Annotated in this window: 15 protein-coding genes; 11 read left to right on the forward strand and 4 right to left on the reverse strand. The window is 56.1% G+C overall.

The window, feature by feature from the left end:
- Nucleotides 1–103: 103 nt before the first annotated feature.
- The 8 genes from glyA (at nucleotide 104) to KFJ24_RS00590 (ending at nucleotide 6,727) form a co-directional block, all read left to right on the forward strand.
- A complete protein-coding gene (gene glyA / locus KFJ24_RS00555; protein WP_250829136.1) occupies nucleotides 104–1,357 on the forward strand; it encodes a serine hydroxymethyltransferase in 1,254 nt (417 codons plus the stop codon).
- 75 nt (nucleotides 1,358–1,432) lie between these two features.
- Nucleotides 1,433–1,951, forward strand: coding sequence for a transcriptional regulator NrdR (gene nrdR / locus KFJ24_RS00560; RefSeq protein ID WP_250829137.1), 519 nt, complete (start codon nucleotides 1,433–1,435; stop codon nucleotides 1,949–1,951).
- Complete coding sequence (ribD, locus tag KFJ24_RS00565; RefSeq protein ID WP_250829138.1) at nucleotides 1,948–3,063, forward strand: bifunctional diaminohydroxyphosphoribosylaminopyrimidine deaminase/5-amino-6-(5-phosphoribosylamino)uracil reductase RibD; 1,116 nt, start codon at nucleotides 1,948–1,950, stop codon at nucleotides 3,061–3,063. Before nrdR ends, ribD begins: the two co-directional genes overlap by 4 nt.
- 64 nt (nucleotides 3,064–3,127) lie before the next feature.
- Complete coding sequence (ribBA, locus tag KFJ24_RS00570; protein WP_250829139.1) at nucleotides 3,128–4,243, forward strand: bifunctional 3,4-dihydroxy-2-butanone-4-phosphate synthase/GTP cyclohydrolase II; 1,116 nt, start codon at nucleotides 3,128–3,130, stop codon at nucleotides 4,241–4,243.
- Nucleotides 4,244–4,290: 47 nt separating this feature from the next.
- Nucleotides 4,291–4,767 carry a 6,7-dimethyl-8-ribityllumazine synthase gene (gene ribH / locus KFJ24_RS00575; RefSeq protein WP_250829140.1) on the forward strand — a complete coding sequence of 159 codons (477 nt, stop codon included), beginning with the start codon at nucleotides 4,291–4,293 and terminating at the stop codon, nucleotides 4,765–4,767.
- Entirely contained in the window at nucleotides 4,767–5,243 is a 477-nt protein-coding gene (nusB, locus tag KFJ24_RS00580; RefSeq protein ID WP_250829141.1) for a transcription antitermination factor NusB, read from the forward strand. Before ribH ends, nusB begins: the two co-directional genes overlap by 1 nt.
- A gap of 3 nt (nucleotides 5,244–5,246) precedes the next feature.
- Nucleotides 5,247–6,203 carry a thiamine-phosphate kinase gene (gene thiL / locus KFJ24_RS00585; protein WP_250829142.1) on the forward strand — a complete coding sequence of 319 codons (957 nt, stop codon included), beginning with the start codon at nucleotides 5,247–5,249 and terminating at the stop codon, nucleotides 6,201–6,203.
- Nucleotides 6,200–6,727, forward strand: a complete 528-nt coding sequence (locus KFJ24_RS00590; RefSeq protein WP_250829143.1) for a phosphatidylglycerophosphatase A family protein — start codon at nucleotides 6,200–6,202, stop codon at nucleotides 6,725–6,727. Before thiL ends, KFJ24_RS00590 begins: the two co-directional genes overlap by 4 nt.
- A gap of 29 nt (nucleotides 6,728–6,756) precedes the next feature.
- Here the strand turns inward: KFJ24_RS00590 and KFJ24_RS00595 are convergent, their stop codons facing one another.
- Nucleotides 6,757–7,059 carry a DUF6316 family protein gene (locus KFJ24_RS00595; RefSeq protein WP_350455557.1) on the reverse strand — a complete coding sequence of 101 codons (303 nt, stop codon included), beginning with the start codon at nucleotides 7,057–7,059 and terminating at the stop codon, nucleotides 6,757–6,759.
- A 170-nt stretch (nucleotides 7,060–7,229) separates the two neighbouring features.
- On the opposite strand from KFJ24_RS00595, the gene KFJ24_RS00600 reads away from it, so the two are divergent.
- The gene (locus KFJ24_RS00600) at nucleotides 7,230–7,910 is read left to right on the forward strand and encodes a DUF2057 family protein (RefSeq protein ID WP_250829145.1); all 681 of its coding nucleotides are present in this window, start codon (nucleotides 7,230–7,232) and stop codon (nucleotides 7,908–7,910) included.
- Between the two features lie 35 nt (nucleotides 7,911–7,945).
- Here the strand turns inward: KFJ24_RS00600 and KFJ24_RS00605 are convergent, their stop codons facing one another.
- Both KFJ24_RS00605 and KFJ24_RS00610 read right to left on the reverse strand, forming a co-directional pair.
- A complete protein-coding gene (locus KFJ24_RS00605) occupies nucleotides 7,946–9,475 on the reverse strand; it encodes a WS/DGAT/MGAT family O-acyltransferase (protein ID WP_250829146.1) in 1,530 nt (509 codons plus the stop codon).
- Nucleotides 9,476–9,590: 115 nt separating this feature from the next.
- Nucleotides 9,591–10,502, reverse strand: a complete 912-nt coding sequence (locus KFJ24_RS00610) for a LysR substrate-binding domain-containing protein (protein ID WP_250829147.1) — start codon at nucleotides 10,500–10,502, stop codon at nucleotides 9,591–9,593.
- 159 nt (nucleotides 10,503–10,661) lie between these two features.
- Here KFJ24_RS00610 and KFJ24_RS00615 point away from each other — a divergent pair, with 159 nt between their 5' ends.
- Nucleotides 10,662–11,648, forward strand: coding sequence for a glutathione S-transferase family protein (locus tag KFJ24_RS00615; protein ID WP_250829148.1), 987 nt, complete (start codon nucleotides 10,662–10,664; stop codon nucleotides 11,646–11,648).
- Here the strand turns inward: KFJ24_RS00615 and ispB are convergent.
- Nucleotides 11,641–12,609, reverse strand: a complete 969-nt coding sequence (ispB, locus tag KFJ24_RS00620; protein ID WP_250829149.1) for an octaprenyl diphosphate synthase — start codon at nucleotides 12,607–12,609, stop codon at nucleotides 11,641–11,643. The genes KFJ24_RS00615 and ispB overlap by 8 nt on opposite strands.
- A 240-nt stretch (nucleotides 12,610–12,849) precedes the next feature.
- Between ispB and rplU the strand changes: the two genes are divergently transcribed.
- A complete protein-coding gene (rplU, locus tag KFJ24_RS00625; RefSeq protein ID WP_219868811.1) occupies nucleotides 12,850–13,161 on the forward strand; it encodes a 50S ribosomal protein L21 in 312 nt (103 codons plus the stop codon).
- Nucleotides 13,162–13,167: the final 6 nt, after the last annotated feature.

Here is a 13,167-nt window from a genome sequence, read left to right on the forward strand (position 1 = left end):
TTTTACCCGTTTGTAAGATAGAATAGCGGCCCAATTTTTCAGGGAGCCTGAGGAGATTTCCAAAGCTCTCCGGGCCAGCCATGCACACAGGGGCAGCGCATCCATGTTTAATCGTGATATGAAAATCGCCGGCTTTGACGACGAACTCTGGAACGCCATGCAGGCGGAAGAGAAACGCCAGGAAGCTCACATTGAGCTCATTGCATCCGAGAATTACACCAGCCCGCGCGTGATGGAAGCGCAAGGCAGTGTGCTGACCAACAAGTACGCCGAAGGTTATCCCGGTAAGCGCTACTACGGTGGATGCGAGTTCGTGGATATTGCTGAAGAGCTCGCGATTGATCGCGCCAAGGAGCTGTTTGGTGCCGCCTACGCCAACGTACAGCCACATTCAGGCTCCCAGGCCAATTCGGCCGTATTCATGGCGCTGCTTAAACCGGGCGACACTGTTCTGGGCATGAGCCTGGCCCATGGTGGCCATCTCACCCACGGTGCGAGCGTTAACTTCTCCGGCAAGATCTACAGCGCTGTGCAGTACGGACTGAACCCGGAAACCGGCCTGATTGATTATGACGAGATTGAAGCTCTGGCCGTTGAGCACAAGCCAAAAATGATCATTGCTGGCTTCTCCGCCTACTCCCAGGAGCTGGACTTTGCCCGCTTCCGCGCCATCGCTGACAAGGTTGGTGCCTTTCTGTTCGTCGATATGGCTCACGTAGCAGGGCTCGTTGCCGCAGGCGTCTATCCGGATCCGGTACCTCATGCGCACGTTGTCGCTACGACCACGCACAAGACCCTTCGCGGGCCCCGTGGCGGCCTGATTCTGGCCTGTGATGACGCCGATCTGCAGAAAAAACTTAACTCTGCGGTGTTCCCGGGTGGTCAGGGCGGTCCCCTGATGCACGTGATCGCGGCAAAAGCGATCTGCTTCAAGGAAGCCATGAGCGATGACTTCAAAACCTACCAGCAGCAGGTGGTGAAAAACGCCTCTGCCATGGCCCAGGTTTTTATCGAGCGCGGATACGATGTTGTCTCCGGTGGCACAAAGAACCACCTGTTCCTGGTTAGTCTGATCAAGCAGGACATCACCGGTAAAGATGCAGATGCGGCGCTGGGCCGTGCCCACATTACCGTCAACAAGAATGCCGTTCCCAACGACCCCCGTTCCCCGTTCGTAACGTCCGGTCTGCGTATCGGTACGCCGGCAATCACGACCCGCGGTTTTGGTGAATCAGAGTGCCGAGATCTGGCAGGCTGGATCTGCGACATTCTCGACAACCTTGAAGACGAATCCGTTAACAGTCGTGTACGCGAGCAGGTTGCTGCTCTGTGCGCCCGCTTCCCGGTCTACGGCTAAACTTCAGGCAAGACCTGCCGGGCCGGATACCGAGTTGGGTGTTCGGCTCCGGCCTCCTCTCCGGAGTTTCTGATTATGCATTGTCCTTTCTGTGGTGAAGCAGATACCAAGGTGATTGACTCGCGCCTGGTGGCCGAGGGCGATCAGGTACGGCGCCGCAGGGAATGTTTGTCCTGTCATGAGCGTTTCACGACGTTCGAGAGTGCTGAGCTGGTGATGCCCAGGGTCGTCAAGCAGGATGGAACCCGTCAGCCCTTTGACGAGGACAAGCTGCGTTCCGGTCTTATGAAAGCGCTTGAGAAACGCCCGGTGAGTATTGAAGAAATCGATGCCGCACTGAACCGAATCAAATATCGGCTTCGTGCCACCGGTGAGAGGGAGGTCAAGTCGATGCAGCTGGGCGAAGAGGTAATGATCGAACTGAGGCAGCTGGATAAGGTTGCCTACGTCCGGTTTGCCTCGGTATATCGCAGCTTTCAGGACATCAACGAGTTCAAGGAAGAGATTGAACGGCTATCGGCAAGCAATGGCGAAAATGCGGTTGATGTTGCGAAAGTGCTGGCCGGCGACCACTCCTCGAAGGGAAAAGCATGACCGACGTCCGTGACAGGGCCATGATGGCGCGGGCCGTCCAGCTTGCCTGGCGCGGTCGTTACTCGACACACCCGAACCCGAGGGTCGGCTGTGTGATTGCCCGAGGCGACCGGATTCTGGGTGAGGGCTGGCACGAAAGAGCCGGAGAGGCGCACGCCGAGATCCGGGCCCTGAGTCAGGCCGGACCCTCGGCGCGTGGTGCAACGGTCTACGTGACGCTTGAACCGTGCAGCCATTTCGGGCGGACCCCGCCCTGTGCCCGTGCGTTAATCGATGCGGGCGTTGCGCATGTGTTTGCAGCCACGAAAGACCCCAATCCGTCGGTGTCAGGGCGCGGACTTGAGTTGCTTCGCGATTCCGGCATTCAGGTCACCGAAGGGTTGCTGGCTGATGAAGCGGCCGGACTGAACCCGGGGTTCATGAAGCGGATGAACACCGGGCGACCCTGGGTGCGACTGAAGATGGCTGCCAGCCTGGATGGCCGCACTGCCATGGCATCCGGGGAAAGCCAGTGGATCACCGGCGTTGCAGCCCGTCAGGATGTGCAGCGCCTGAGAGCAATCAGTGATGCGATTGTGACTGGTGTCGGCACGGTTCTGGCGGATGATCCTTCGCTGACGGTGCGTCGGGAAGAGCTGGGCGGGATAGGTGATGCCACCGAACCGTCCAGGCAGCCGCTTCGGGTCATCGCTGACCGAGATGCCCGCACACCGCCTTCTGCGAACATTTTGCAGGGCGGTAACGTCCAGGTGTTCTGTGCCTCGTCTACGCTGGCAACGGCGCCCGCTCAGGATCTGGCGGCGTTAGGGATCAGCATTAATGGGGTCGCCTGGAAAGACAACGGCATTGACGTGGCGGAACTGCTTGATTCCCTCGGCGAACTTGGTATTAACGAGCTGCTGGTGGAAGCGGGTCCGACACTGGCAGGAACCTTTATCAGCGAAGGGCTGGTGGATGAACTCTGGCTCTATCAGGCCCCGGTTTTTCTGGGCAGCACAGGACGTCCCACGGCCCACCTGCCACTGGAATCGATGGCAGACAAGGTACAATGGAAGGTGCTGGATCGACGTCAGGTGGGTGAGGATCAACGATTGATCCTGGCACGCCGGTAATCATTAAATTCACGGTGTTTCGACGGCCTGAGGCTATCGATAAACCGCAAGGGTGCAAAACCGTATGGCACTGAACAGCATTGAAGAAATCATTGAAGACATTCGTCAGGGTAAGATGGTTATTCTGATGGACGACGAGGATCGCGAAAACGAAGGCGATCTGGTGATGGCTGCTGAACACTGTTCGGCTGAAGCTATCAACTTCATGGCTCGCTTCGGTCGGGGTCTTATTTGTATGCCGATGACCCGTAACCGCTGCGAACAACTGGGTCTTCCGCTGATGGTTCAGCAGAATGCGTCAGGCTTCGGCACCAAGTTCACCCTGTCTATCGAAGCGAAAGAAGGCGTTACCACTGGTATTTCCGCTGCAGACCGGGCCCGCACGGTTCAGGCAGCAGTTGCCCGTGACGCCAAGGCGTCAGACCTGGTCCAGCCCGGCCATATCTTTCCGCTGATGGCCGATCCGGGTGGCGTGCTCAGCCGTGCCGGCCACACCGAAGCTTCCTGTGACCTCGCTGCGCTTGCCGGCTCCGAATCTGCCGGCGTGATTTGTGAAATCATGAATGATGACGGTTCCATGGCACGCCGTGAAGATCTGGAACGGTTCGCGGAAGAGCACGACCTGAAGATTGGCACTATTGCTGACCTGATCCACTATCGCACTATGAACGAGCGCACCATTGAGTGTGTGGAGGAGAACAAGCTGGATACCGAGTATGGAGAATTCAGTTTGCGCACCTACCGGGACAGCATCCAGGGCGCCACTCACCTCGCTATGGTTATGGGTGACATCAGCTCCGACGAGCCGGTCTATGTGCGTGTGCATATCACCGACACATTAAGAGACCTGCTTGGTGCCCGCCGCAAGGATTCTCGCAGCTGGCCGTTGCACCATGCCCTGGAAAAGGTGGCAGAGGAAGGGAAGGGTGCCGTAGTGCTGCTTAACAGCGCCGAAGACAGCTATAACCTGGAGGATCGCATTCACGAGTTCTTTGACGAAGGCCAAGGCTCCGCCGGCAAGGGTAGCTCCGGTGTTTACTTTACCGTGGGCACCGGCTCTCAGATATTGCGGGATATTGGCGTTGGTAAGATGCGCCTGTTGAGCCCGCCGATCAAGTTCTCTGCCATCTCCGGTTTCGATCTGGAAGTGGTTGAATACGTTCCCTATACCCCCGAATGATTAACCCGGTCATGGCCAGTGCGCCGTGACCAGTGAAGGAGCCATGCATGGCAGATATCAAAGTAATTGAAGGTGATTTTACTCAGTGCAGCGGTCGGTATGCACTCGTAGTGGGCCGGTTCAACGGCTTCGTGGTCGAGAGTCTGGTTGAGGGTGCCGTTGACACCCTGCGTCGCCACGGGATTTCCGACGATGACATCGTCATCATTCGGGTCCCGGGTGCTTACGAGATGCCCCTGGCGGTCAAGCGTGTTGCAGAGACTTCGAACTATGACGCCATCATTGCCCTCGGTGCGGTGATCCGTGGTGGCACTCCTCACTTCGAATATGTTGCGGGTGAGGCGTCCAGCGGTCTGGGTGCTGTCAGCCTAGAGACCGACGTGCCTGTTTCCTTCGGTGTCCTGACGGTGGATTCCATCGAACAGGCTATTGAGCGTTCGGGCACCAAGGCCGGTAACAAGGGCGCCGAAGCGGCAGTTACTGCGCTGGAAATGGTTAGCCTTTTCAAGAAGCTGGGTGAGTAATGAGCGTAACTGACGACAATACCCCCCAGCCGGCACCGACCGGTCAGCCCAAAGCCGGCGATCGTCGCCGTGCGCGGGCTCTGGCGATGCAGGGGCTGTATCAACGCCATTTCAGCAAAAGCTCTATTTCAGACATCGAAGCCGAATTCCTGGTCGACAACGACATGGGTAAGGTGGATCTGCTGTACTTCCGGGATTTGCTGCGTGGCGTTCACCGGGAGCAGGGCGAGCTGGACAAGCTCCTGGAGCCTTTCCTGGATCGTCCTGTCACTGAAGTGGACCCCATCGAAATGGCTATCGTGCGTCTGGGTGCCTACGAGTTGAAGTACCGCCTTGATGTTCCCTACAAGGTGGTTATTAACGAAGGCATTGAGATGGCGAAGCGGTTTGGCGGAACGGAAGGGCACAAGTTCGTTAATAGCATTCTGGATAAACTCAGCCGTCGCCTGCGTTTGGCTGAGACTCGTCCCCGATAGGGCATGGGCGAATTCGATCTGATCCGGCGTTACTTCCAGCCGCTCGCTGAACACAAGGGCTCCGAAGCTGTTGTGTTGGGGATCGGGGATGACTGTGCCATTCAACGTATTCCTGCAGATCAGGATCTGGTGTTTTCCATCGATACCATGGTGGAAGGCATCCACTTTCCGAAAGGGTATTGTCCCGAATATCTTGGCTGGCGAGCTCTGGCAGCAGCTGCCAGTGATTTAGCGGCCATGGGGGCGGACCCGGTGTGTTTTACCCTTGCCCTGACATTACCGGTGGCTGATGAGCAGTGGCTTGCAGGGTTTGCCATGGGGTTGTCCCGTGCCAGCGAGTGTTTCGGTCTGGTATTGGCTGGTGGTGACACAACCCGCGGGCCATTGGTCGTGAGCCTGCAAGTGCATGGCACCATAAAGCGTGGCGAGGCGTTAAGTCGATCCGGAGCGAGGGCTGGTGACCTGGTCTTTGTGTCCGGAACGCTCGGCGATGCCGGTGCTGCGTTGGACTTTCTGGACGAGCCCGAACCATCGGATGACATCGCGTTTGTACTTGGCCGTTACCATCACCCCTCGCCCAGGCTCGACCTGGGCAAGTCGCTTGTGGGTTTTGGGTCTTCCTGTATCGATATTTCTGATGGTCTGATTGCCGATCTCGGGCATATCCTGAGAGCCTCAGGCGTAGGCGCCACTGTTGATGTAACAAAGCTGCCTTTGTCCCCGGCGCTTTGTAACGTCAAGGGTAGTGAAGCGGCACGTTACGGGTTGAGTTCGGGTGATGACTATGAGCTTTGTGTGACTGTCTCTCCCGAATGCTGGAAGGTTGCTCCGGAGCAACTGAAGGAGCAACTTACCATGATTGGTACAATCGAGCATGATCAAGGCCTTCGCCTCCTGGGATCTCCTCATTCTGTAGAGGGTGATGCCCTCGGGTTCGATCATTTTGGGGGAGTGTCATGAGCGGGCATGATCAGATAGACGAACCGGATCTGCCGAACGCATTGCTTCCACCGGGGTTTCTGAAGCATCCCGTTCACTTTCTTGCCTTCGGCTTTGGCAGCGGCGCGACCGCACGCGCCCCCGGAACCTGGGGGAGTCTGGCGGCTATTCCCTTGTGGTACGTGTTCGCGTGGCTCCCGGCCTTTACCTATTGGTTACTTGTTTTCGTCGCTTTTCTGGTCGGTATCTGGTTATGCGGGAAGACAGCAAGCGATTTGAAAGTTCATGATCACGGAGGGATTGTCTGGGATGAGTTCGTGGGAATGTGGATTGCCCTTGGCCTTTTCCCGGATCACATTTACGGCGTGTTAATGGCTTTTGCTCTCTTTCGTCTATTCGACATTGTAAAGCCGTGGCCCATCGGATGGCTCGACAAGCGTATGCCAGGAGGGCTCGGCATTATGATTGATGACGTTGTCGCGGGATTTATGGCATTGGGGTGCCTGTTCGCCATTGACCGGTGGTTGATGCCGGTCATTGTATGAACACGTTTTTTTCGGCCAGTAACTCCCGGTCAGTGGAGTTGTTGTTCCTCTGGTAATAATCTGACGACGTGTAAAAACCGCTTCAGACCAGTTTCGGCGCGTTCCCGCGAAGCAAAGGGGCCGCTATCAAAGCCCTCCCGGGTTGTGAAGTACCACTTGCTTCCGACGCAGAAGAATCGGCTACTGCGAAAGGGCACTGGCCCTTGTTCTCCGGACCTGCAATGGGTGTCCATGGCTTCTCCTGTGCCCGTTTTTTTCTTTCTCGTTATCGGGCGCTTAATTTGTTTTGCCGATCTGTTTAAAATTAATCCAATTCCATACAAATTCAACATTTTTTTACATTTTTACGAGATAGGTCTCAGTCAGGAGCAGAGCGGGTGCTGTGAGCGGGCCGCAAGCTGCTCAACAAGCTGGCTTGCCCTGATCGGCCGCACTCGTCAGAATGCAATGAAACCGGTGCTAACCTGTATTCGCGCCCTTCCTCTCATACCAAGGAGATTAAATGAACATCTGTCACGTTTTAAGCTTGTACAAGTCGTGCTCTCTAGCCGTTAAGCAGAGTGGCCGATGGGGCCTGTCAGGTGTTCTCCTGCTTGCACTGGCCGGCTGCTCGTCGAATGTAGCTAAAGTTGAAACCTGGCAGGGAAGTCCGGCATCTGCGGCCAATGCAGCCACGCTGGAAGCACCGGGTCCGATTCAGGTTTCCCAGGTTAATGGTCAGAAAATGACAAGTTTTCTGATGGATGACTTCGCCCTGAATTATGCTCTGTTGCCTGGGGAAAACGAGGTGGTGTTTACTCATAAAACGATCTGGGCAAAGTCCGGGGTGGTCGAAAACGGCGAATCAAAGGTGCATGTGGTAAAAAGTGCCCCGCAGGTTGTGCGTTTTAATGCCGAACCGGATGCTGTCTATCGTTTCCGTTATGATCAGCCGAAATCACGCAGTGAGGCTGAGGGGATGCTGGAGGGATTCTCAGCGACTGTTATAGAGGAAGACGGCCAGGTTGTTGCTGAATCCAGCGTTTGGGAGCCGAGCAAGGTCTGGGACCGCACGCCGAACCTTTCCGGCAGTCAAGCTGCAGAAGCTGCGTCCGGGGGAAGTGCACTGAATACGCTCAAGTCTGTCTGGGCGACCGCCACGGAAGATGAGAAAAAGGCATTCCTCCGCTGGGCATTCGAGTAAGCTTGTTTGACCTGCGCTAACCCGCAGGTTTCTCCTTATCTCCTGAAACGCTGCAGGACCGTTTGCAGAATGCCTTCAAGCGCGGTTAGTGCGTCATCTGTTAACGATTGAGGATGCGCTGCTGGCGCTTCTTCATGGCCGCCCTCTGGCCCAAGGCGGTTCGCAGCCTCTTCAATTGCATCCAGGCTTTCGTTCACATAATTTTCCAGTGAGCTTCCGTCTGCTACCACGTCCGGGCAGAGTGTGAAGTTCACCGTGAGCTTGCCCTGATAGCTTATTGCCACAATCACAAGCCCCATGCTGTCGAATAGCGGGGCTGTATTGTACTGCTGGACCAGGCGAGCCCCCTGCAGATACAGCGGCACCTGGGGTCCCGGTACATTGGTGATTGGCAAGTTGAAGACCGGTTGGTAACGCTGTGCGATTTGCAGCTCAGAATATAACCTGGCGGATAGCGCGAGCATCGTTGAGGGCAGAAGTTCAGTCAGACGATCCGCTGCGATCGCTTCCCGATAAGGTTCCGATGCCACCGCATTCCAGTGAATCCTGCGAATACGTAAAGCCGGATCAGGCTCGCTGGTGGAAAGATCCAGCAGCATGGCCGACATCTGGTTTCCGGTGGCTCGGCGCAAGCTGTTCGAGCGCACCGAGATTGGCGTCATGGCAACCAGGGACTTACCGGTGTCAGCGCCGTGATTGTTCATGTATCTGCGAAGCGTTTCTGCGCACAAGCCAAGCACCACATCGTTAAGTGTAACGTCTCCGAGCGTCGCCTTGATTGCCTTCAGGCGCGACAGACCGACGCTGGCGGCAACAATCTGGCGGTTGGCTGTAATCTGTCGGTTGAACGGGCTATGCGGGGCGGAAAACAGGGGCAACGGCAACGGGAGTTTGCGTAGCTGCCTCTGAACCAGTCCTCGGGCAGTTGCCTCGGCAGCGTTGACGGCGAGAGAGGTAAATTGCAGCGGTGTTCTCAGAATATTGGCACCGGCCTGGATGATGACGCGTTCTTCGGAGGGCTCGGGGCGCGGTTGCCAGGGTCTTGGCGCGCTGATCGCTCTTGGTTCGGGGGTGTATTCAAGGAGCTTGCCAATGATTTCTTCACCACTGAATGCATCAATGGCGGCGTGGTGGAGTCTGACAATCAGGGCAAAGCCGTTACTGCCAGAATCCTCCTCATCCAGTTTGAATCCGTCTACAAACGTGATGTGCCATAGCGGGCGGTCGCGCTTTAGCGGCTCTTCAAGGATCTTCGAGGCCAGTGTCATCAGGCTGGTCTTGTGGCCATTTTCGCCAAGGTTCACATAGGCAAGGTGTCTTTCAATACTAAAATCAGGGTCGTCAATCCAGTAAGGCCGGCCGAGACGTAAGGGGATTTCCTTCAACCGCTGGCGGAACACAGGTACCACGTGCAGGCGACTGCGCAGATAGGCAACGAACGTACTGAACGCAAGGGGCGTCTTCCGCTCACTGGCGTCAAATAGATAGATGCCCCCGATATGCATCGGTGTGGTCTCGGATTCCAGGTAGAGGAATGAGGCATCCAGTTCCGAAAGCTGCCGCATCAATGAACTCCCTTTGGCTAACTGTTTCCCCAGTATAAACGAATGGAACGGGTTTAAAGTTGACTCATTTGCCCATTGTCAGCGCGTCCACGGGCCATATTTAAAAATTTTCATTTCAATCAGTTAGCCAGTCGGTGATGGTGCTATCCGAGGTCAGGCGCCTCCAGAACCACATCAGGGCTTTGCCCTGGTCCTCGGCGTGGCGGGCCAGGTGCAGCGCGATAGGTTGTCTGGGCTCGTTCACATGCTTGATGATCAGGCTGCCCGAATCCAGTTGCCTGCGGATCCGGGCCAGGGGTAGCCAGCCTACGCCGAGGCCCGATTCCTGAACGGCAATCTTCTGATCAATATTGGCGACGGTTAATGTGCGCTGGCGGCGAAATATGCCCGCATGGCCAGGAGGAAGAGAGCGGGACGTGTCGGCGGCGACGGCGGCAGGGTATTTGGATATATCGTCCTCGGTTAGTGGTCCGCTCGCGCTGGCGAGGGGGTGGTTGCTTGCAACGGCAAAAACGAAGGGCATGTTGCCCAGTGTCTTGGTGGTGAAGTTGCCAGCGGGCTTACTGAAATGATCTGCGCCGACAACCAGATCAACACGACGGCTTTGCAGGGCGTCCCATGCACCGGCGAAGACGTCCTCGATAATTTGCACATCAACCGGAACGCCCAGTTCATAGAACTCGCGGATGGCCGGAAACAGGCATTCCGCCGGAAGCAGTGAGTTGAAGCCGATGCGTAAACGGGTTTCCCAGCCCTGAGCGACCTGTTTCGTGGTGTGGGCCAGGTTTTCCGCAGCTTCCAGGAGTGTTCGCCCTTCCTCAAGCAGGTACCGGCCGGCAGGGGTCAGTGTTGCCCGGTGTCCGGTTCTGTCGAAAATGGCGACATTCAGGTCCTCCTCCAGTTTTTGCACGGTATAACTGATTGCGGAGGGCACTCTGAAAAGCTCGCCGGCGGCTCCGGCGAAACTCCCTTTTCTGTTAATCGCATCGAGGACTTTCAGGGCGTCTATGGTGATGGCTGTATGCATGTTCGAATTATCTGAGGTTGTTGGCCAGAAATGCTTGTTTGAGAGGGTAGCAGGGTCGCCGGTATTCTTCTCTCTAAATGTAGGGTTCAGGCGCGTGGCGGACAGCTATATGCGCACCCTTTCTCGTTAAAGCACCATTATATTCATTGGGGGTCAGAAATGGGTCTTCTTATCGATGGCGAATGGCATGATCAGTGGTACGACACCGACAAGACCGGTGGCAAGTTCGAGCGAGAAGCTGCGCGGTTCAGGAACTGGGTGACGCCCGACGGATCCCCCGGGCCGGCCGGTGACGGTGGTTTCAAGGCCGAGTCAGGGCGTTATCATCTGTACGTCTCCATGGCATGTCCCTGGGCGCATCGCACTCTGATTTTTCGAAAACTGAAAGGTCTGGAGAAGCACATATCGGTATCAGTGGTTCATCCCGATATGGTTGAGAACGGTTGGGAATTCCGGCCGGAGGATGATCAGCACAGGGATCATCTGTTCGATTTCCGATTTATGCACCAGCTCTATACCAGAGCGGCTCCCGGGTATACCGGTCGGGTCACGGTGCCGGCGTTATGGGACAAGGAGAAGCAAACCATTGCCAGCAATGAGTCCGCCGAGATTATCCGGATGTTCAATTCGGCGTTTAACGGGCTTGAGGGCGTCAATGCCGATACCGATTTCTATCCGGAGTCGCTTCGCGCTGAAATTGATGAGGTGAACGAGCGTGTTTACCACACCGTTAATAATGGTGTTTATAAGGCAGGGTTCGCGACAGCTCAGGACAAGTACGAAGAAGCATATACCGAGCTTTTCAAGTCACTGGATTGGCTTGAGGAGCGACTGTCAGCGCAGAGGTATCTGGTCGGCGAGCAGTTAACGGAGGCAGACTGGCGCTTGTTTACGACGTTGATCCGGTTTGATGCCGTGTACTTTGGTCACTTCAAGTGCAACCGCCAACGGATCACCGATTTTCCAGCGCTTTCAGAGTATGTTAGGGATTTGTATCAGGTGCCCGGCGTGGCCAGCACGGTGGCTATTGATCAGATTAAACGGCATTACTATGTAAGCCAGCGCACCATTAACCCCTCCCAGGTTGTTCCGGTCGGGCCTGAGCTGGATTTCGATGCGCCACACGGCCGGGCAAGTCTCAGCTAACCCGTGCCACGGCCATCTGTGTCAGCAGTTCCAAAGCTTCCTTGTGGGGTGACGCTGCAAGGCCGGACAGACGGTCTGCAGCCCGGGTTGCCTCGGTTCTGGCCTGTTGCATGGTGTATTCGAGTGCGCCGGATGTCTCCACGATTTCCAGAATCTGCGGCAGGTCATCCAGGCCGCCCTTGCGGATTGCCTGGCGGATGAGCTGTCGCTCATCTTCTTTACCATTTGCCATGGCGTAAATCAGTGGCAGGGTAGTCTTGCCCTCGGCCAGATCATCCCCCACGTTCTTGCCCATGGCTTCGGCGTCTCCCCGGTAATCCAGCACATCGTCCACAAGCTGGAACGCCAGTCCAAGGTGCTTTCCGTAATCCTTCAGGGCCTGTTCATGCTGATGGTTGGCATTGGCGAGCAGGGCCCCGGTATGGGAGGCGGCCTCAAACAGCATGGCGGTCTTGTTGTGGATGACCTGCATGTATTGATCTTCAGTAAGATCCGGATTTTTAACGTTCATCAGCTGCATGACTTCGCCCTCGGCGATGACGGCAGTTGCATGAGAGAGAACCTGCATTATGGGAAGGCTTTTGAGCTCCACCATCATCTCGAAAGCACGTGCGTAGAGGAAATCACCTACCAGCACGCTCGGAGCATTGCCCCAGCGGGCGTTAGCAGTGCTTCGGCCTCTGCGCATATCGGAGGTGTCGACGACATCATCGTGGAGCAGTGTGGCGGTATGCAGGAATTCAATCACGGCGGCCAGCTTCAGATGATCATCCCGGTCGTAGCCTGCAGCCTGGCTTGATAGCAAAACCAGCAGTGGTCTCAAGCGCTTACCGCCGCTTTCGATGATGTATTGAGCTATTTTTTCCACCAGAGGGACGTCTGATGAAAGCCGCTGAATGATCAAGTCGTTAACGCGGCTGAAGTCCTCTGCCACGGTGTCGTAAATGCGCTCGGCTGTCATGCGGCTTGTGGATCCCTTGCTGGTTCTCAGTTGAAACTGATGTTGATAAATTGGGCAGGTCGCGGCAATGCTAGGTATTGCTGCCTACAGTGTCAACTTGGCTTGTATTGCGAAGCGCCTTTTCGTACAATCACGCGCCCAACTCATCCCAACCTGCGCTCCCTGCTATAGGGTTGCCAGAGCGCTTCCCTTAGAACCAGGTGGATAAGAGCAGGGATGGGTCAATCGCGGAGAATGTTAATGTACGCAGTTATTGTTAGCGGTGGTAAACAGCACCGTGTGAAAGAAGGCGAAACCCTGAAGCTGGAAAAGCTGGAAGTTGAAACAGGTGGCAACGTTGAGTTTGATCGCGTTCTGCTGGTTGCCGATGGCGACAAGGTTCAGGTAGGCGCGCCGGTGGTTGATGGTGCCAAGGTGACAGCGGAAGTGGTTAGCCACGGCCGTCACGACAAGATTAACATCATCAAGTTCCGTCGTCGTAAGCACCACATGAAGCGTCAGGGCCACCGCCAGTGGTTTACTGAAGTCAAGATCACGGGTATCAAGGGCTGAGGCTCT

Origin of the sequence: Marinobacter sediminum (assembly GCF_023657445.1) — a bacterium.
Classification (GTDB): Bacteria; Pseudomonadota; Gammaproteobacteria; order Pseudomonadales; family Oleiphilaceae; genus Marinobacter; species Marinobacter sediminum_A.